This window comes from Alishewanella sp. HL-SH05 (genome assembly GCF_052655985.1).
In genome coordinates this window covers 618,006-638,734 of sequence record NZ_CP199753.1, presented here as the reverse complement: position 1 = coordinate 638,734, position 20,729 = coordinate 618,006, and the positions used below count along the sequence as shown (strand labels likewise).

Here is a 20,729-nt window from a genome sequence, read left to right as displayed (position 1 = left end):
GCCAGCCTTAGCTGGCAATCCCCATATGTCGCAATAAGGCTTCGTTAGAGGGCTCGCGGCCTCGGAAACCTTTAAACAACTCCATGGGTTCGGCACTGCCACCGCGCTCTAAAATCCATTGTAAAAAGTCTTGCCCGGTAGCGGCATTAAATACCCCTTCTTCTTCGAAGCGGCTAAAGGCATCGGCGGATAATACTTCTGCCCATAAGTAACTATAGTAGCCTGCCGCGTAACCACCGGCAAAAATATGACCAAAGCTATGTTGAAAGCGATTAAAGCGTGGCGGCATAATCACCGACACCTCGGCGCGCACTTCATCCAGCAACTGTTGCACACGGCCCCCCTCGGTTGGGTTGAATTCGGCATGCAAGCGCATATCAAACAAGGCGAACTCTAATTGTCGAATCAAAAACAACGCCGATTGGAAATTTTTCGCGGCCAACACTTTGTTTAATAAGTTTTCTGGTAGCGGCTCACCCGTTTCATAATGGCCGGAGATCAGCGCTAACGCTTCTGGTGTCCAACACCAGTTCTCTAAAAACTGACTGGGTAGCTCTACTGCATCCCAAGCGACACCATTAATACCCGCCACGGCAGCCGCATCAACTTGGGTTAACATATGATGTAAACCATGACCAAACTCGTGAAATAAAGTAATCACTTCGTCATGCGTAAACAGCGCAGGCTTGCCACCTACGGGTTTATTAAAGTTACAGGTTAAATAGGCCACCGGGGTTTGTAACTGACCGTTGGGGAAAACACGTCGGCCTTGGCAATCATCCATCCAGGCGCCACCGCGTTTTTTACTACGGGCATACAGATCAAGATAGAAACTGCCACGCAACGAGCCATCGGCAGCAAACACATCATAAAACTGCACATCAGCATGCCACACATCCACGCCAGCACGCGGTTTTACTGTAATGCCAAACAATTTATGTAATACGGCGAACAAACCCGGTACCACTTTTGTAGCCGGGAAATAAGGGCGTAACAGCTCATCAGAAACGGCATAACGCGCTTCTTTCAGCTTGTCGGCATAATAAGTGATATCCCAAGCATGCAACTCAGCCACGCCAAATTGTTCTTTGGCAAATTGGGTTAACTCGGCTAAATCGCGCTGCGCTTGTGGTTTAGCGCGACCCGCTAAATCCGTTAAAAAATCTAACACTTGCTGTGGCGACTCTGCCATTTTGGTCGCCAACGACTCATCGGCCGCGTTAGCAAAATCTAGCAGTTGCGCTAACTCATGTTTTAGCGCCAGGGTTTCTTCAATTATTGCCGTGTTATCAAACTGGCCCGCGGTTGGGCCTTGCTCTGAGGCGCGCGTGCAATAGGCGCTGTATAACTCTTGGCGCAGTGCCTGATCGTCAGCGTAAGTCATCACGGCGATATAACTCGGGAACTCCAGGGTAAACACCCAACCGGTTAATTCACGGTGTTCCGCTTCTTCTGCCGCAGCCAGTTTAGCATCTGCCGGTAAGCCCGCTAATTGTGCCTCATCAGTAACGTGCTTGAACCACGCCTGAGTGGCATCTAAGGTATTATTAGCAAAGCTTGAGCTTAAATCAGATAAACGGCTTTGAATTTCGCCATAACGCTGTTTCTTCGCTGCCGGTAAGCCAATGCCTGATAATTTAAAATCACGCAGGGCGTTGGTGATGACTTTTTGCTGGGCCGCCGTTAACTGTGCGAACTCAGCACTATCATGTAACTGCTGATATTTTTGATATAAGCCCTCATGCTGACCTAACCAGGTACTAAACTCTGACAACAGCGGCAAACAACTTTCGTAGGCTTCACGCAGCTCTGGGCTATTGGCTACAGAATTGAGATGCGACACTGGCGACCACAATTTGCCCAGCCGATCGCTGTCTTGCTCTAATTCAGTAATGAGGCTATGCCAACTCACATCTGCCGCGGCAACCACACGTTCAACCGCAGCGCGCGCGCTGGCAATGGCATGCTCAACGGCAGGCTTTATATGTTCTGGTTGGATAGCGGAAAATGGCGGTAAGTCAGTGAAGGTTAACAAGGGGTTAGCTTGAACGGCGGCAACAGATAAAGTTGTCATAAGAGCAGTTCCTTTAAATAAGCGAGATGTATGCTATGTTGGGGTTTTGGCTCTGGTTGTCAAGGCGTTAACCGCAAATTGCCGACATTGGCTTGTAATCTGTGGCTTAACCCCTTATATCTGTCAGCAATAATTTTGCATTATAGGTTCAGTTATGTCTCGTCATTATGATTTTCTCGCCATTGGTGCCGGTAGCGGCGGTATTGCTTCAGCCAATCGCGCGGCTATGCGTGGCGCAAAAGCCGCCGTAATTGAAGCAAAAGCAGTGGGGGGCACCTGCGTTAATGTGGGCTGTGTGCCAAAAAAAGTCATGTGGTTCGGGGCACATATTGCAGAAGCCATTAAATACAGTGCAAGTTATGGCTTTGATTTAAAGCAACAAGGCTTTGATTGGGCCACCTTAGTGAAAAATCGCGAAGCCTATATTGAACGTATTCACGGCGGCTATCAGCGTGGTTTTAGCAGTAATGGGGTTGACTATATCCAAGGTTTCGCCCGCTTTATTGATAAAAATACGGTTGAAGTAAACGGTGAGCAGATTACGGCCGACCATATCACTATTGCGGTTGGCGGTCGTCCAACCAAACCGCAGATCCCAGGTGCCGAGCTGGGTATTGATTCTGATGGTTTTTTTGCTTTAACCACTCAGCCTAAAAAAGCGGTTGTGGTAGGTGCGGGCTATATCGCGGTGGAAATTGCCGGCGTATTACATGCACTGGGTACTGAAACGCATTTATTAGTGCGTGGTGATCGGCCGTTACGCAGCTTTGATACTGACATTACTGATGCCTTACTCAGCCGCATGGCTCAAGACAAATTACCATTACATACGCATAGCAATGTCCAAAGCGTGGAAAAACAACCAGATGGCTTATTAAGCCTAACGCTGGAAAAAGGTCAAACTATTAAAGATGTTGATTGCTTAGTTTGGGCCATTGGCCGTGAACCGACCACCGATGCCATTAATTTAGCTGCGGCTGGTGTTCAGACGGATCAACATGGTTTTATTCGTACCGATAAATACCAGAACACCAATGTCCCTGGCATATATGCGGTGGGCGATGTCACAGGCGAAGCGCAACTTACGCCGGTAGCAATTAAAGCAGGCCGCTTGTTAGCTGAAAGGCTCTTTAACCCGGCCTTGCCTGATGCACATATGGATTTCTCGTTAATTCCTACCGTGGTATTCAGTCACCCGCCAATTGGTACTATCGGTTTATCCGAAGCCGATGCGATAGCCATTTACGGTAAAGAACAGCTGAAAATCTATCGTTCTGGTTTTGCCGCCATGTACAACGCTATTACCCCACACCGTGCACTCAGTAGCTTTAAACTGGTTTGCTTGGGCGCTGAAGAAAAAATCATTGGTTTACATGGTATTGGTGAAGGCATGGATGAAATTTTACAAGGCTTTGCTGTCGCCATAAAAATGGGGGCAACTAAAGCAGACTTTGACACCACCGTCGCGCTGCACCCGACCAGTGCCGAAGAGTTCGTTACCCTGCGATAACACAAGCCATGACCCGCGCAGCAGAGCCCAGCGAACCGTCAACACTGCCATTAGTGTTGGCAGGGCCTATGCTGCGGGCCTTAACACCAACAACCGTGACGTTCTGGCTCGCTACGCGTGAGCCGGTTCAACTGCAACTTACACTGACCCCTACAGGCCAACAACCGCTTAGCTTTGACGCTGCAGCATTAAGTCAGTATTGCCGCAGTATTCGCTGCGCGGAAAAACTGCACTTACAATTATTGCAACTTCCGCTAACAGCAGCGTTACCGCAAGCGGTGTGGATCAGCTACGATTTACAAGTCGCGCCACGAACATCAGAGCCAGCCAAATGGCAAGGCTGGCAACAGTGGGCGCCGGATCTTGTTTATGCTGGGCGCGATAACCCGGGCTTTATCATACAGCCGAAACTACAACGCTTATTACATGGCTCTTGCCGCAAACCGCATGCCGACTGTGAAGATGGTTTACTTGCCGCCGATTTGCTATTGCAGCAACAAGAGGTGACTGAGTGGCCGGCATTATTGTTGCTCAGTGGCGATCAAATTTATGCCGATGATGTCGCGGCACCAATGTTACAGGCGATACATCAGTTAATTAATCAATTAGGCTTTCACAATGAAAACCTGCCCTGTTCCCGGGTCAGCGATGCCGATACTCTGCACCAGCAAACACCGCATTATTATCAGCGACATACTTTATTACCCAAAACCAAAGCCAGCGAAGTGATGCTCAGCCAGGTTTTTCGCGGTGTGAAAAAACCAGTGTTTACCTCTGATACAGCGCGCAACCATTTAATTAGCGCCGCAGAAATGCTCGGCATGTATTTACTCGTTTGGTCGCCCGCTGGTTGGCAACCTGATTTACTGGCGTTAAGCCCAACCTTAAAGTCACAATTATCTCAGGATGAACTTGAACGTTATCAGCAACAACAGCAGTTGATTGAATCTTTCGCAGCAGGTTTAGCCAAGGTACGACGTGTTCTGGCGCATTTACCAACAGCGATGATCTTTGATGATCACGATGTGAGCGATGACTGGAACCTCACGGCAGAATGGGAAAAAACTGCTTATGAGCATGATTTTTCTAGGCGCATTATCGGTAACGCCCTATTAAGCTATTTGCTTTGTCAAGGTTGGGGCAACAAGCCGGCCGATTTCGCCAGCACATTACTCGATCGCGTTGAGCAAGCCTTAGCTCACAGCGGCGGCCCTGAGCATGAAGCACTGATCAGTGAATTATTACAGTTTCAGCAGTGGCACTATCAATGGCCAACCGAGCCGCCGTTATTGGTGTTAGATACCCGCACCCGCCGTTGGCGTTCTGAAGTGAATATTAACCGCCCTTCGGGTTTATTGGATTGGGAAGCCATTACCGAGTTGCAGCAAAACCTGCTTGGACACGATGCTGTGGTGTTGGTGGCGCCAGCGCCGATTTTTGGGGTAAAGCTGATTGAGAATATTCAAAAAATCTTTACTTTTTTTGGTCGCCCGCTGCTCGTTGATGCGGAGAACTGGATGGCCCATCGTGGTACTGCGCATGCCATGCTGAATTTATTTCGACACCCCAAAACGCCCAAACACTTTGTGATTTTATCAGGCGATGTGCATTATTCTTTTGTGTATGAAGTGCATTTACGCAGCAAAGCCGCTGGGCCGGATATTTGGCAAATTACCAGCAGTGGCTTAAAAAACCAGTTCCCTGGCCGTTTACTGGATATTTTAGACCGGTTAAATCGTTGGTTATATGCCCCCCGCTCGCCTTTAAACTGGCTGACAAAACGTCGACGCATGCGCATAGTGCCGCATAAACCCGATAATGCGCAGCGCGGAGAACGCTTATTAAATCAGGCGGGTATCGGCTTAGTCGACCTGCATGAGGATGGCTCACCAAAACGTATCGCGCAGTTAACCTGTGCCGGAAAAGCGATCGATTTTATTATCAAAAAAGAGGAAGCGCGCTGGGAGTAAGCCTTAGCCTAGCACTGTGCAGATCCCGCATGATCAAAAAGGCAGCCTTAGCAGGCTGCCCTCTCTTTTTGTCGCTAAATAAGCTTATTGCTTCGGCATGGTTTTTTGGAATTCCGCTAAATCGTTCACCACTTGCTGATTAGGCAAGGTAGCAAAAGGTTGATCTTTAAAGCTGGTGCCACGCATTTGCACCGAAATACGTGCGGCATCAGGGTTTAATAACGTTTGCTGATAAAAGGCTTTGACGTCATCCAAATTCACCTGCTCTACCGCGGCAATCAGTTTCGCTTTGCTATCAAACTCAAAACGCTCACGGTACCAATCACTGACAAGTGGCTGCATTTCCTCAAACAGATTCTTTGGCGGCTCATTCAAGCTTAGCAATAAACTTTGCTTTAATTGCGCAAATTGCTCAGGCGTTACCTGTTGTAAGCTAAGCCAGTATTGCTGTTTAAACTCGTCAAAGCGTTGCTGCATATCAGCCGGACCTTTTACCGGTGTTTGAATATACAAACCAAAACCAGTGTATTCATCTAGGTCAATTGCCGTGCCGCCCACCGCATAAGCCAGTTGCTCTTCGGTACGCAGCTTATCAAAGGCTTGATTGCTAAAGTGCGATGCTAACACGCTGGCTGCAGCACGCTGTGCCATACCTTTAGTGGGATGCACATGCATATCGATAAGCGCAACGTCGGTTACATCAATATCGCGCTGCAACACGATGCTTTTACCCGGCGTTGGCTGCCAAAATGGGCTTTGTGTGTATGCGGTGGATTGCCGTGCTGCAGGTAAAGCCGCTTGCAGCTTACTGACTAAAGCGACCACCTCTTGTTTATCATAGTTACCAAAGGCAAACACCCGTACTTCGTTGTTCAGCAGTGTGTTGCTGATCACCTGTTGTAAATCTGCTAACGTCATTTGCTTAGCGGCGGTTATCAGTTGCTCAGGGTTATAGTTACCGCCACGATAGAGACTGTTAAAAGCCCAAAACGCTTGGCGAAACGGCACTTGCCGCGTCTGGTTAGCAATACCTCGCACATAGCGATCAACCGCTTGGGCAAACCCTTCTTCGGTTATCGCCGGTGTTAACCCCGCTAACACTTGCTCTAATAACTCAGGTTGCTTATCGGTAAAACCATCTAAATTTAGTGTTAAGCCATTACCATCATTCAGCCACATGCTAATACCCGCAGCCTGCGCCTCAGTCGCTAAGGCACTTTGCGCCAAATTGTAGAGATCGCGCCATAAAGCAAAGGCGACTTTTGCCTGCACACTGTTTTGCGCTGCTGGGCTATTTAATACAATATCTAAGCGACCTTTAGGTTGGTCGGCAAATACTTTACTCGGGTATAACCACGCTTTAATACCGGCTTGCTCGTGAACTAAGGTGGGTTTTTGCTGCTCGATGGGCGTTTTAATGGCAAAGCTTTCTGGCAACAAGCGGTTCACTTGGGGTAAGTTCAGCGCCACTATCGGTTGCTGCCACGCTGCTTGCTCTTCTGCACTAATATCAACAATTTTATATTTACCGACATGCCGCACCAGCTCGCTATCGTGTGGCTCTTGCTTACTGATATACCACAAACGCAAATTTTCTGGGGTGAGTTGCGCTAATACCTCTTCTATCGCTGCGGCATCAAAGCGTTCATATAAATAGGGTGCGGCGACCACATCTTTGACTGGCAGTTTCAACATCGAGGCGGTTAACTGTGAAGCATAACCAAAACCATCGGTTTTTTCTAAAAACTGAAATTGGTTACTCAGGCTGGTTTTAATTTCATTAAAGTATTTACTATCAACACCTTGCTCTTTAATTAAGGCTAAGTACTGCATCACTACCGCGGTAATCGCCTCGCGTTGCTGCATACCGGCATCGGTCAGGCTTAGATCAATCGTTAGGCTGCCGTAATTACCATAAAAATCTGGGGTCGCCGACACGTTCATGCTGGAAATAAGCCCAGCCGCTTTCAACTGTGCCGCTGCCGTACCCGGCATTTCTGAACCCAGTAAGTAACTAATAAATTCATTGGGTTTTACCGCGTATTTTTCTAAATTGGCACGAATGGTAAAGTCGAGGCGTAGCTGTTTGATATCCTGATTTGGCACATAATGAATACGCTTAGCACCAAATAAACGGTTATCTATGGGTGTTGTCACGCTGGGAATGGCAATGTCTTTATTTTCAATAGCGGCAAAATGCTTTAACGCCAGCAGCTCCATTTCAGCTAACGGTAAATTGCTGATCATGGCTAACTTCATATTATTGGCCGAATAATAGCGCTGATAATATTGCAGCATCTCATCATGCAATTTACTGTCAGGTTTATCGCTTAAACTCTCTAAGCTACCGGCCAAAAAACGATTTGAAGGGTGATCACCAAACATCCGGCGCATCAATTCAAATTGACCGAGGAAATCCATTTCACGACGCATCGACTGCTCAGCATTCACGGCATTGCGTTCTTTGTCTGAGTACTCAGGGTAAAACTTCGGAGATTTGAAGAAATCTGAAAAACGATCTAAAGCTTCGTCATACACATTGTTATTAATTTCAAACATGTAGTTGGTAATATCTAACCAAGTGTAAGCATTGTAAGCGCCGTTATGCAGGCTCATAAAACCGGCGTACTCAGCAGGATCAGGATAACGCTCGGTTCCCATAAACAGCATATGCTCTAAATAATGCGCTAAACCTTGCTGTGACATTGGATCTTGTAACATACCCGCGCCGACACTGAGCGACACGGCAGATTTTTCGGACGCCGGATCAGAAACTAACACTACTGCCAACTTATTGGGCAAGGTCAGCGTTTTATATTGCCGCTGATCGTTCGGACTCACCACTATGGCTGCTGCCGCTTGTTGCATGGTTGTCACATCTATAGAGGTGCTTTGTTGGGCACAGCCTGTCATCACCGCCAGTGCTACCGCGCTAATCACTAAAAGTTTTTTCATCATTAATTCCCTCACTGAAAAATGTAAAAATAATGTAGAACAAGCATAACCAAATAGCAAACAAATAAACCAAACGTCTCTGAGTATGGTCTGACCTGTACCGGAGTGTGGTCGGATCTGTCTCAGAGTGTGGTCGGTGGAGTGTGTGAATGATGGCGCGTACCCAATAAAAAATGGCAGCGCGATGCTGCCATTTTTTCTTAAAAGCCCTGCTGAGGCTCTAGAAGCTGCCGCGAAGGCCTACAGCAAAATTACGACCAGGTAGCGGTGTAACATCTCTTAGAAACGAGGTGTGCACCAGTGCTAATTCGTCCGTGATATTTTGTGCTTTTACATAGGCCACTAAAGCTTGCTGCCCCCAGTTAAAGCGATAGCTAACACTGGCATCAACCATAGTGTATCCCGGTGTCGCCTCTTCTAAGGTAGCGGTATTATCTTGCTTAAAATAACGGCTAATGCTGAAGTCGGCATCGAACTGTTCACCTTGATAGGCAAGTTCAGTCATCAGGCGCAGCGGCGGCGTGCGCGGTAATTCACCGCCACTACGTAAACGAGCGCGAATATAATCGGCTTGCACAGTTAAATGATAAAACTCATCTAACTGCCAATTCACTTGGCCTTCAAAGCCATGCAACGTAACGGTATCGGTTGTATACAGATAAACCGGCAATTCATCGGCGTGATCATGCTCCGCATCTGGCTCTTCACCTTCATGCGCAAACTCAGCATATAAACCGGTGTTACCAGCATAATAGTAGTTATCCACGCGGTTATAAAAGGCGTTGAGCACCCAGCCAACATTGCCATGGAACTTACGTAGCGTTAAATCTAAATTGCGTGAACGCTCTAGCCCTTGTGTGGCTGCATTTAATTCAAAGCCATCGCGATCTTCATTTAATTGGAACAAAGCACCGACTTCGTAACTACGTGTGCCAAGGTGTGGCCCAAACGAAAGTAATTCAGCAGCGCTTGGTGCGCGCTCAGCATGCGAGAACGACAGGCCAACATTATAACCTTCTTGGAAATCCCACACTAAACCGGCCGACACGCTAAATGGATTATAGCGCTCAGCAAAAGCAAAATCGGCAATCTCAGCACCATGCTCTTCACCTGCATGCTCGGCTTCATCGCCATGTAATTCTATATCAACTAATTTTACTTCAGCGGCATCCAGTCTGACTTGCTCAACACGAGCTCCTAACTGTAATAAAACTGGGCCAAAGTGCCGCTCGGTCATCCAACCTAAACCCAGCGTGCGAGTCTCTGATGCAGGCGAAAAGGCCTCTTCACCAACAGCGCCGAAATCACTTAATTTATAATGCAGGCTCAAACCACCCTTCCAGTCAAACCATGGCCGGTGCAGTAACTCGAAACGAGCTTCTTGACTTTTATTAGTAAAAACCGTGCCCACCTCACCGTTTTCTATTTCGGCATGCTGATAGTCGGTAAAGGCCAAACGACTATTAAACTGTCTTATCCAATGATCATTAAAATACAGCTCGCTTTGCAACTGCACGCGATCTTGGGTTTTCTCGGCTTGGGTTAACTCTTCTTCATCACCATGGCTGTGGCCTGGCATGCCAAAATCGCGTTCTAAGCGACCGTAAGCTATACCTACAAAACCATTTTCCAGCAATTTGCTGCCGCCTAAGGTAAAGCCTTTACTGGTACTAAAGGTATTGTCGATACGCTTAGTGCTATGCTCATCATGCTCTGCCTCATCGTGTACGGCTTCATCATGATCATGGTCAGAATGATCGTCTAATTCACCTTGCCAATCGCCTGGGGTACGGTAATTAATGCTATCACGCCAAAAACCATCCAAATACACCGCATAATCACTGTTGCCAGTAACCATATTACCCGCCACCAACTTGGCCGAATCCACGCTTTGTAACTCGGTTATCCACTCTGCACGCGGCGTGCTGTTGCTTGGCACGCGTTCATCTACCACGTTAACCACACCACCAATAGCACCGCTGCCGTAAAATAAGGTTGCGGGCCCACGCAATACTTCAATTTGCTTGGCGGTACTCGCTTCAGTGGCGACACTGTGATCTGGGCCTACGCGCGAAGCGTCACCCGCATCTAAACCGTTTTGCATAATTAAAACACGTGGACCATCTAAACCGCGAATAATCGGGCTACTGGCCACGCCACCTTGAAACGTTGAATGCACACCCACTTGCTTACTAAGCGTATCGCCCAAGGTAGTGGCTTGCTGCATTTTTAATTTGTCACCCGCTAACACACTGATGGGCAATGAAGATTCAATAATAGAAGCGTGTAATGGGCTGATGGTGACGTCGATAATTTCAATTGAGCTCGCTTGTAGCACTAAGGTCACATCGGTTAAACCGCTAGCAGGCACAGTAAATTGGGCATTACTGTGACCATAACGGCGCGCTGAAAAGTGCACTTCAACTTGATTAACCGGCACATCCGTGAGCAAAAACTGTCCATTTTCATCTGAAACCGTTTTACTGGCACTGCCAGCTACATTTAAGCTGGCATTCGCTAAGGGCTTACCCTTGCTGTCGACGATTTTCCCACTGATCGTGTTAGCGAAGGCGGAAGTGGAGGCTAAACTGGCGGCAATTAATAGCGCCAAAGCACTTTTCTGGTTCATTGGGTCCTCTCAGAGCAACACGATAAATTAAATGTTATATCGTAACAATATACTGCAATAGTGATATTATCACAATACGCGATTTCGCTAAGTGCGTTGTGTGGTCGAGGTTTTACGATAAAGCGCGGTTAATGTTCGAACTACCAAGCCAAGGCTCAGCGCAAAGTCTCCACGTTAAAACGCACAAGAAATCAAAAACAGTACGTTAACTGACACATAAAGAGCGGCGCAGCAGGCTATAGAAGTGGTAATAACAAGAAAGGCATAAAAACTTAAGAAAGGCTGCGCGGATCGCGATGACTCGCGCAGTAATATAACGCTTATAGTTGAGCTTGTAGATAATTAGGTAAGCCCAGCATTTTGATTAAGCGCAATTGTTGCTCTAACCAATGCGCGTGATCGGTCTCAGTATCATCTAGCAGTTGTTGTAACATATCGCGGCTGACGTAATCTTGCTCTTGCTCACACAACGCCATGGTTTGTTTTAATAACTTCTGCACGGTGTATTCAACGTTTAAATCGTTTTGCAGCATGCTCGGCACATCTTGCCCGACATGAATAGCATCACGCTTCGTCATATCCGGCACACCGCCCAAGAATAAAATACGTTCAATCAGCGCGGCAGCATGGCCTTTTTCATCGTCAAACTCATGATCGATGCGAGCAAACAGCTTACTCAGGCCCCAATCATCATACATCCGAGAATGAATAAAATATTGATCCATAGCGGCTAATTCATTGGCCAGTAAAGTGTTTAACGCACTGATGACTTTTGGACTACCTTGCATTACTCACCTCCTAGTTGCGCTTGTAGATAATTCGGTAAACCCAGCGCGCTAATTTGGTGCTGCTGGGTTTCTAACCAATCTAAATGACTTTCTTCATACTCTAAAATATCTGTCAGTAGGTCACGGCTGACATAATCTTGTAAACTTTCACACAGGGCGATGCTTTGCTTTAACAGTGGCAGTTGCTCTAACTGAAAAGCCTCGTCGCATTGCAGCATTTCTGGCGTGTCTTCACCGATCCGCAATTTGCCCAGCGCTTGTAAATTAGGCAAGCCCTCTAGCATTAAGATCCGCTCAATCAATTTATCGGCCTGCTTCATATCTTTAATCGATTTTTTATAGCAAACCTCGTCTAAGGCCTTTAAGCCCCAATTTTTATAGATGCGGGCATGTAAAAAATATTGATTGATTGAGGTCAGTTCTGCCGTCAGTACTTCATTCAATTTGCTCAGTACCTGAGAATCACCTTGCATAACTCACTCCTGCTAAATGCATTTAGTGATACAGCATAGTACAAAGCCATCAAACAGGCAAAAAAATCATGTATATCATTGATATACAATTAAGAATGCTTTGCATTAGCAATGTGTATTTCGTTCACGGTGCACCACCTATCCTGAAAATCCGTAACCAATCGCAACTCACTTCGTTTTCAGCAAAATTAGCGCTATGGTGAATTAAATCTGTCCGTTTTTAACGCAACACGAGAAATCACTATGCAAGCAATACGTTATATCAGCCTGCTGTGTTTAACACTGGGGTTAACACTGAGTGTTTCACTGCAAGCCGAGCAAATTAGCATTGATATAGACAACGCCATTGTTACCGAGCATCGCACGGAAATTAATGGCCAACGCGTAAACTATAAAGCTCATACCGGCACCCAACCTGTTTGGGACGATAATGGTCATCCTACAGCCACACTGTTTTATACGTATTATCAACGCACCGATATTAAAGATAATACTAAACGGCCGTTACTGATTTCCTTTAATGGCGGGCCAGGCTCGGCATCGGTTTGGATGCATATCGCTTACACCGGCCCAAAATCGTTAGTGATTGACGACGAAGGCTTCCCAATCCAGCCTTATGGCGTCAAAGCCAACCCGCACTCGGTGCTGGATGTGGCCGACATCGTGTTTGTAAACCCGGTAAACACGGGCTTCTCTCGTGTGCTACCTGGCCCTGACGGCAAAATGCCATCGCGCGAGCAACAACAAAAAATGTTCTTTGGCGTCAATGCCGACATTCGTTATTTAGCGGCTTGGGTAAATACCTTTGTTAATCGCTATGAGCGCTGGCCCTCACCGAAATTTTTGATTGGTGAGAGCTATGGCACTACGCGGGTTTCGGGCTTGGCATTAGCCTTACAAAATAACGAGTGGATGTATTTAAACGGCGTGATTTTGGTTTCGCCTACCGATATCGGTATTGAACGCCAAGGCCCGGTTAAAGCAGCCAATCGCCTACCCTATTTCGCTGCGGCTGCGTGGTATCATCAAGCACTCGCCAGCGATTTACAGCAAAAAGATTTGTACGATATTTTGCCTGAGGTGGAAAACTTCACTTTAAATGAGTATCTACCGGCTTTGGCGCGCGGTAATTCCTTAGCCGATGCGGAAAAACAGCGTATTGCTGGTTTAGTCAGCCGCTACTCGGGTATTAGTGTACAAAATGTGCTGCGGGCCAATTTGGATATCAGCACAGCGTATTTTTGGAAAGAGCTATTACGTGATCGCGGTCAAACGGTCGGACGCTTAGACTCACGCTATCTTGGCCTTGATAAAAGCGATATTGGCGAGCGCCCTGACTATTGGGCAGAGCTAACCTCATGGTTACATTCATTTACCCCAGCAATTAATCATTACCTGCGTACCGAGTTAAATTACAAAACCGACATTAAATACAATATGTTCGGCGATGTACGGCCTTGGGATAGCAGTAATGACAATACCGGCGAAAATCTTCGTCAAGCCATGGCGCAAAACCCCTACTTACGGGTGTTAACGCAATCGGGTTATTATGATGGCGCCACCAACTACTTTGACGCTAAATATAATATGTGGCAGCTGGATCCCAGCGGCAAAATGAAAGACCGTTTAAGCTTCAAAGGCTATCGTAGTGGTCATATGATGTATCTGCGCAGTCAAGACTTAAAGAAATCAAACGATGATTTACGCGAGTTTATTCTGCAATCATTACCCACGACTGGCCAAGCTGCGAAATATTAATCTGCCGATAGCGCTTTAAGCTTAACGCCATTAAAAAAGCCGGTGAAGCAAACTTCACCGGCTTTTTTTATGCTGCTTAACAACGCGTAAAACTTATTCTGCGTTATCCTCTAGCGTGCTACTGGCTGAGTTTTTCGCCAATAAGCTTTGCTGTTCCATTTGTGCCGTCAATTGCTTCACACGCTTAGCAAAGCTGGCTCTGGATTCAGCAGATACCGGCTTTGCTAATGGAATATGCGCCGTCATCGGATTCACGGGCCGGTTATTGATATGCAGTTCGTAATGTAAATGTGGCCCTGTAGAGCGGCCGGTATTACCCGATAAGGCAATACGTTGACCACGGGTAACCCGCTGCCCGCGCTGCACATTAAAGCGGCTTAAATGTAAGTAACGGGTTTTGTAATTACCAAAATGCTGGATCTCGATATATTTACCCGCATAAGGATGGTTTTCAATCCGAGTGACCACGCCATCTGCAGGGGCTAACACCGGCGAACCCACCGGTAACGGGAAGTCTGTGCCATTGTGCGGTGACACCCGTTGCGTGATCGGATGTAAGCGGCGCGGGTTAAAATGCGAGCTGATACGCTGTTGCTTTTGTAGCGGGTAGCGCGAGAACGCACGCTCTAAACTGTCGCCATTTGCATCATAATATTGGCCATCTTCATGCATAAAGGCGCTAAGGGTTTGCCGACGATTCAAAATACGGATGCCTTCAATGCGGCTTTGCCCGGTACTTTCTTCACCCACGAAGTTTTCACTGCGCAGCACTTGAAACTGGGCGCCGGCTTGGATATCACGCGAAAAATTCAAGCGCTCTTTAAACAGTTGATTAATGTTATAGATATCAGCATCGCTTAAACCCGCACGCTGCGCAGAGACATAAAAGCTGCCGTATACTTCACCCACCAAAATATCGCTTTGCCACACGCCTTCATCCACGATTTCTTGATAAGCAAACTCATCTGCAGCGACCCGTTGATACACCACTTTTTTACCGGCATGAATATACAGCTCCATGCTTTGTAACTCACCAACATCATCTAACTGTAAGGTCAGTCGATTACCCGGGTGCAGCACGTCAAGCGCCAGCAAGGATTCATCAGAGGCCATGACCTGCTGAACCGTTTGGTAACTGAGGTTATAACGCGCAAAAATACGGCTTAAACTATCGCCACGCGATATCTGGTACACTTTTACAAAGGGATCTTCAACCGGCTCGGTTTGCAGTTGTTGATGTACCCAACTTAACGCTTGCTCTAACGGCAGTAGTTCGACATTTTGCGGGGCATATTGTAAGCCCATCCCCAGCATAAGCGGTAATACGCCCATGCCACTCGGCTGTGTTTCCTGTGGTTTTGGTAACACCAGCAAGACACTCACGCCCAGCAAACAACCTAACATAAGGCGTTGATGCAAGGCCGGCACTCGACGCCGAAAATCATTGATGAAGTTATTAACCATTTTGCATTCTTTCTTATCGGTTGAGGAAGGTGAATGTGGTTGCGGCATTCACTTAGCAAGGCATCACCGCGAAGGCTCGCAGCGGCACTGAAAAAAATCATTCTATGCCATCAGTCAACGTTTTGCATCCCCACTTTAGCGCTGTTTAACAGATATAATAGCGAGTTTGCTGCATGTTATCGCAAGCACCTGCCCGAATCGACAGAGAGCTGATATAGTCTGACGGAATTTTCCTCAACTTACAGGTATCGTTATGCTGCGTAAAACCGTCGCACTTCTCAGCTGCCTTTGCAGTTTGTCGCTTAGTGCCGCCCCGGTGGTACTTCATAATATCCATGGCTATGGCTTTGATGAGCAACGACAATTAGTCAAATTCCAAACCTTAGTGTTTGATAACGAAACGGGGCAAGTGTTAGCGCGGGGTGATAGCACCTTACGCCAACAGTATGCCCAAGCGACGCAATGGGATGGCCAAGGTAAAACGATACTCCCAGGCCTAATTGATGGTCATGGCCATGTCCTCGGCTTAGGCGATTACCTTAATCAAGCCGATTTACGTGGCATTAGCAGTGAAAAACAATCGGCTGCCAGTGTCGCGGCATTCGCGCAAAGTAACCCAAAACAACAATGGGTAATGGGCCGAGGTTGGAATCAAGTGCTTTGGGATAGCAAAGCCTTCCCAAGCAAAACCAGTTTAGATGAAATGGTCGCTGACAGACCGGTTTATTTGGTTCGTGTTGATGCGCATGCGGCTTGGGTCAACAGTAAGGCACTGGCCTTGGCGGGGATCACGAAAGATACGATCGACCCTCCTGGCGGTGAAATTATTCGCGATGCCAATGGCGAACCCACCGGCGTATTAATTGATAATGCCATGGGCTTAGTACAAAGTAAGATCCCTGCGCCAACCAACGAAGATAAACAAGCAGCGCTAGACAAAGCTTTCGCCCACTTATTAGCCTTAGGGATCACCTCAGTACATGATGCTGGCGTAAGCTCAGAGCTAGCTGCCTTGTATCAGCAGTTGCAACAACAGCAACAACTCGGTGTGCGTATCTATCCGATGCTGTCGGCCAAAGATCCGCAACTCGCCGATTGGTTTAAAAAAGGTATTGTGGATGACAGCACTGACTGGTTAGATATTCGGTCGGTAAAAATTTATGGTGACGGTGCCCTGGGCAGCCGTGGCGCAGCGTTACTTAGCGACTACAGTGACCGTGCAGGCCAACAAGGGTTGTTAGTAACACAGCCCGATGCCCTAACCGAAATTATGCGTTTAACCATTGGCGCTGGCTTTCAGGCTAATGTGCATGCCATTGGCGATCGCGCTAATCGTTTAGCATTAGATCGCTTTGAACAACTCAGCCCGCTGGCTGATTTAGCTAAAGCGCGGCATCGGATTGAACATGCGCAAATTGTTTCACCCAAAGACATTCCGCGCTTTAAAGCTTTACATGTGTTACCAGCTATGCAAGCAGTGCACGCCACGTCAGATATGAATATGGCCGGTGATCGCTTAGGTGTGGCACGTTTACGCGGTGCTTATGCATGGCGAACCTTTATCGACCAAGGCAGTATCATTGTTGGTGGTTCAGATTTCCCTGTGGAATTGGCCAACCCGTTTCATGGTTTACATGCCTCAGTAACAAGGCAAGACCAACAAAATCAGCCTGAAGGCGGTTGGATGCCAGAGCAACGCCTCACCTTGGTGGAGGCATTGCGCTCCTTTACCGTTGATGCGGCCTATGGTGCGTTTCAAGAAGATAAAATGGGACATTTACAACCGGGCAGTTGGGCCGATTTTATTTTAGTTGATCGGGATATTTTTAACGTACCGGCGACGGAACTGTGGCAAACCACTACTTTAGAAACGTGGATCCACGGCAAACAACGTTATAAAAAATAACCCAGTAAAAAGCCGCGATTAACGCGGCTATGGATGGCGCTGCTGGCGAAAGCCGCAGCGCAAATAGCTTAAGGCAGTTTATTCTTCGATAACTTCTTCGAGTTCAGAGAAATCTGGGCTCGCTTTGCGGTTATGTTTATCACGTAATTTACCGACAATCGAAGCTAACTTACGTTGTAGCTTATCGGCAGCGCCCGTTACGGCTTGGCCAACCGTTGCAGCATGTTCGGTTACGGCAACAGGTTCAACACCTTCTAATCGAGCCTCTAACAAGCAGCGTTTATCATGGCCATCACGCTTAATGCTGCTGTTCTCATCACTTAAATGCACTTCAACCCGAGTAATGTGATCGGCAAAACGGCTTAATTTGCTGTTTAACGTATCACGGGTAAACTCGGCCAAACGTTCATCGGCCTGAATATGCCGGTCACTGTTTATCTGTACTTGCATAGGCTACTCCTTTTGAAAACGGTGTGTTGTCACTACCAGTGCAGCTCACAATCACTCCGCATGCACTTTATAATTGGTGACAATAAGGCTAACAGTCAAGGGTGAAAGTTCAAAATAACTGACATATTTTCAGACAGCACGGTAAAGTCTGGTTAAAATAGCCAAATGTTAAATCACTATAGCCGGCAATATGATAAGCATTAAATGGGCGAAGCTAATTAAATCGCTTCAGCTAAAAAAACACCGTAAAGCCGAGCAACTGTTTTTTGTCGAAGGTGAAAAAGCGGTATTAGAAGTACTTGCCTCAGGTTGGACAGTGCGTGCACTTTTTGCCACTGAACGCTTTATTGCGACACAACCACAGGCCATTAAAGCAGCACAACTCCTGCAAGCATGTAGTAGTGATGAGCTGGTAAAATGTGGCACTTTTAGTAGTAATGACGCGGCCTTGGCAGTGGTGGCAATGCCGCAATGGCCTGCTTTTAGCCCGACAGCCACTAGCTGGACCTTGGTGCTCGATAACATTAATGATCCAGGTAATCTGGGCAGCATTATTCGCATTGCCGACTGGTATGGTATTCGTCATATTGTCTGTTCACCTGACACGGCCGACTGCTTTAACCCCAAAGTGATTGCGGCGGCTAAAGGCTCTTTTTTACGGGTACAACTGCACTATTTGCCATTAACAGAAGTATTAAGCCACGCCCAGCAACCCATTTATGGCGCCTATTTGGGTGGTGAGTCCATCCATCAATTAAGCTTAAACAGCTTAGGGGGCTATATCGTACTGGGCAATGAAGCCAACGGTATTAGCCAAGACGTTGGCCGCTGGGTCAATCGTCAAATCACTATTCCGGCCTTTGGTAACGCAGAATCGTTAAATGTTGGCATCGCCGCTGCCGTGATTTGTGATAATTTAATGCGCTTAACCGCGCAATCTAAAGAGAGCAACTTATGACCTTTCCTACCATCGAAGCCTATGTTGGCAATACGCCATTGGTGCGCTTGCAACGTATGGCCAGTCACACGCAAAGCGTGGTGTTATGTAAGCTCGAAGGCAATAACCCTGCCGGTTCAGTGAAAGATCGCCCGGCGATGAATATGATTGCAGAGGCCGAGCGCCGTGGCACTATTCAGCCTGGGCAGCGTATTATTGAAGCGACCAGTGGCAATACCGGTATTGCTTTGGCCATGGCGGCTGCCATCAAAGGCTATCCAATGACCCTTATTATGCCCGCCAATGCCACTGAAGAGCGTAAAGCCTCTATGCGAGCCTATGGCGCAGAATTGATTTTAGTCAGTAAAGAACAAGGCATGGAAGGTGCGCGCGATTTGGCCATGCAAATGCAAGCTGATGGCAAAGGTATCGTCTTAGATCAATTTAACAATACGGATAACCCTGCTGCGCATTACCACAGCACGGGGCCTGAGCTTTGGCAGCAAACCGAGGGCAAAATAACCCATTTCGTTTCCAGCATGGGCACTACCGGTACCATCATGGGCACTTCGCGTTATTTAAAAGAACAAAACCCAGCGATTCAAATCATTGGTTTGCAGCCCGCCGAAGGCGCTAGTATTCCGGGGATCCGTCGTTGGCCGGCTGAATACCTGCCGGGCTTTTTTCAAGCCGAACGTGTTGATCAAGTGATCGATATTGCACAAGACGCCGCACTGGATACTATGCGGCGCCTGGCCAAAGAAGAAGGCATTTTCGCCGGTGTCAGCTCAGGAGGCTCGGTATTCGCGGCTTTGCAAATCGCTGAACAAAATCCCGGTTCAATAGTGGTTGCGATTATTTGCGATCGCGGAGATCGCTACCTATCATCCAATATTTTTTAAGCGCAGCGCAGCGTGAGTTTTGAATATCTGGCGCTGCTTGCCGCGGCTTGCTGGGCCTTTGGCAGTTTATTGTCGGCGCAAGCCGCAACGCATCTGGGTGCCTTTGCCTTTAATCGCTATCGCATGCTGGTGGCGATGCTGTTGCTTTGGGGCATTTCGCTCCTTACCGAGGGTTGGCGCACATTAGACAGTGATAGCATCTTGCTGTTAACGGTTTCCGGTGTCATTGGTATTGTGATTGGCGATACCGCACTGTTTGCCGCGATGAATCGCTTAGGCCCGCGCCGTGCCGGTGTATTGTTCGCTACCCATGCGTTATTTTCTGTGGTACTCGCTTACTTTTGGCTTGGTGAGACCCTCTGGGGGTTAACCTTGGTTGGCAGCAGTATGCTGATGGGTGGCGTGATGATTGCAATCTTATTTGGTAAACGTCGCGCAGAGCAACACATCTGGGAAACCAATCAATATGGTTTAGCCAGTGGCATAGCCTTAGGCTTGCTGGCGGCATTTTGCCAAGCAGTTTCCACCTTAATGCTAAAACCACTGATGCTAAGCGCTATTGATGCGATTGCCGCTTCAGCGGTGCGCATGAGCAGCGGTTTTCTATTACATCTGCTGATTTTTTTACTCGGTTTTCAGGTAGCGCGTAGCCATTTGCCGATGACTGCACGCATTTTATGGTTAGTGATTATCAATGCCAGCTTATCGATGGTGCTGGGCATGACCTTGATTTTGCAGGCCCTAAAATACGGTGATGCCGGCATGGTGGCGATGCTGTCATCGATTAGCCCGGTGTTAGTACTGCCAATGTTATGGTTAGTGTATAAACGCACACCGGCTTGGGGGGCATGGTTAGGTGCTTTATGCACCGTTGTGGGCACCATGTTGATTTTATGGCATTAAATGCAGGCAT

General features: G+C 47.5%; 14 protein-coding genes. 7 read left to right on the top strand and 7 right to left on the bottom strand.

Annotated elements, in window-relative coordinates:
• Positions 1–7: 7 nt before the first annotated feature.
• Positions 8–2,074 carry an oligopeptidase A gene (gene prlC / locus ACUJFL_RS02770; protein ID WP_445428433.1) on the bottom strand — a complete coding sequence of 689 codons (2,067 nt, stop codon included), beginning with the start codon at positions 2,072–2,074 and terminating at the stop codon, positions 8–10.
• Positions 2,075–2,228: 154 nt separating this feature from the next.
• Between prlC and gorA the strand changes: the two genes are divergently transcribed.
• A complete protein-coding gene (gorA, locus tag ACUJFL_RS02765; protein WP_445428432.1) occupies positions 2,229–3,584 on the top strand; it encodes a glutathione-disulfide reductase in 1,356 nt (451 codons plus the stop codon).
• Positions 3,585–3,592: 8 nt separating this feature from the next.
• Positions 3,593–5,554, top strand: coding sequence for an alkaline phosphatase D family protein (locus tag ACUJFL_RS02760; RefSeq protein ID WP_445428431.1), 1,962 nt, complete (start codon positions 3,593–3,595; stop codon positions 5,552–5,554).
• Between the two features lie 84 nt (positions 5,555–5,638).
• Here the strand turns inward: ACUJFL_RS02760 and ACUJFL_RS02755 are convergent, their stop codons facing one another.
• From ACUJFL_RS02755 to bfr (ACUJFL_RS02740), 4 genes are all read right to left on the bottom strand, one after another.
• On the bottom strand, positions 5,639–8,509 hold the full coding sequence (locus ACUJFL_RS02755) for an insulinase family protein (protein ID WP_445429057.1): 2,871 nt from the start codon (positions 8,507–8,509) through the stop codon (positions 5,639–5,641).
• 220 nt (positions 8,510–8,729) lie between these two features.
• A complete protein-coding gene (locus ACUJFL_RS02750) occupies positions 8,730–11,138 on the bottom strand; it encodes a TonB-dependent receptor (protein ID WP_445428430.1) in 2,409 nt (802 codons plus the stop codon).
• 320 nt (positions 11,139–11,458) lie between these two features.
• A complete protein-coding gene (bfr, locus tag ACUJFL_RS02745; RefSeq protein ID WP_226750401.1) occupies positions 11,459–11,926 on the bottom strand; it encodes a bacterioferritin in 468 nt (155 codons plus the stop codon).
• Positions 11,926–12,399, bottom strand: a complete 474-nt coding sequence (gene bfr / locus ACUJFL_RS02740; RefSeq protein WP_226750402.1) for a bacterioferritin — start codon at positions 12,397–12,399, stop codon at positions 11,926–11,928. Before bfr (ACUJFL_RS02740) ends, bfr (ACUJFL_RS02745) begins: the two co-directional genes overlap by 1 nt.
• Before the next feature lie 243 nt (positions 12,400–12,642).
• On the opposite strand from bfr (ACUJFL_RS02740), the gene ACUJFL_RS02735 reads away from it, so the two are divergent.
• On the top strand, positions 12,643–14,157 hold the full coding sequence (locus ACUJFL_RS02735) for a S10 family peptidase (RefSeq protein ID WP_445428429.1): 1,515 nt from the start codon (positions 12,643–12,645) through the stop codon (positions 14,155–14,157).
• 93 nt (positions 14,158–14,250) lie between these two features.
• Here the strand turns inward: ACUJFL_RS02735 and ACUJFL_RS02730 are convergent, their stop codons facing one another.
• Positions 14,251–15,621 carry a peptidoglycan DD-metalloendopeptidase family protein gene (locus tag ACUJFL_RS02730; protein WP_445428428.1) on the bottom strand — a complete coding sequence of 457 codons (1,371 nt, stop codon included), beginning with the start codon at positions 15,619–15,621 and terminating at the stop codon, positions 14,251–14,253.
• Positions 15,622–15,874: 253 nt separating this feature from the next.
• On the opposite strand from ACUJFL_RS02730, the gene ACUJFL_RS02725 reads away from it, so the two are divergent.
• The gene (locus ACUJFL_RS02725; protein WP_445426011.1) at positions 15,875–17,527 is read left to right on the top strand and encodes an amidohydrolase; all 1,653 of its coding nucleotides are present in this window, start codon (positions 15,875–15,877) and stop codon (positions 17,525–17,527) included.
• A gap of 78 nt (positions 17,528–17,605) precedes the next feature.
• Here ACUJFL_RS02725 and ACUJFL_RS02720 read toward each other — a convergent pair whose 3' ends face one another.
• Positions 17,606–17,977, bottom strand: a complete 372-nt coding sequence (locus ACUJFL_RS02720) for an HPF/RaiA family ribosome-associated protein (protein ID WP_226750406.1) — start codon at positions 17,975–17,977, stop codon at positions 17,606–17,608.
• 190 nt (positions 17,978–18,167) lie between these two features.
• Between ACUJFL_RS02720 and ACUJFL_RS02715 the strand changes: the two genes are divergently transcribed.
• Genes ACUJFL_RS02715 through ACUJFL_RS02705 form a run of 3 tightly spaced genes read left to right on the top strand, consistent with a single transcriptional unit; the run spans position 18,168 to position 20,719 of the window.
• Positions 18,168–18,935 carry a TrmH family RNA methyltransferase gene (locus tag ACUJFL_RS02715; RefSeq protein ID WP_306177296.1) on the top strand — a complete coding sequence of 256 codons (768 nt, stop codon included), beginning with the start codon at positions 18,168–18,170 and terminating at the stop codon, positions 18,933–18,935.
• Positions 18,932–19,816: a cysteine synthase CysM gene (cysM, locus tag ACUJFL_RS02710; RefSeq protein ID WP_226750408.1), complete on the top strand. Its 885-nt coding sequence runs from the start codon at positions 18,932–18,934 to the stop codon at positions 19,814–19,816. The genes ACUJFL_RS02715 and cysM overlap by 4 nt, the downstream gene beginning before the upstream one ends.
• Before the next feature lie 12 nt (positions 19,817–19,828).
• On the top strand, positions 19,829–20,719 hold the full coding sequence (locus ACUJFL_RS02705; RefSeq protein ID WP_445428427.1) for a DMT family transporter: 891 nt from the start codon (positions 19,829–19,831) through the stop codon (positions 20,717–20,719).
• The last annotated feature ends 10 nt before the right edge of the window (positions 20,720–20,729 follow it).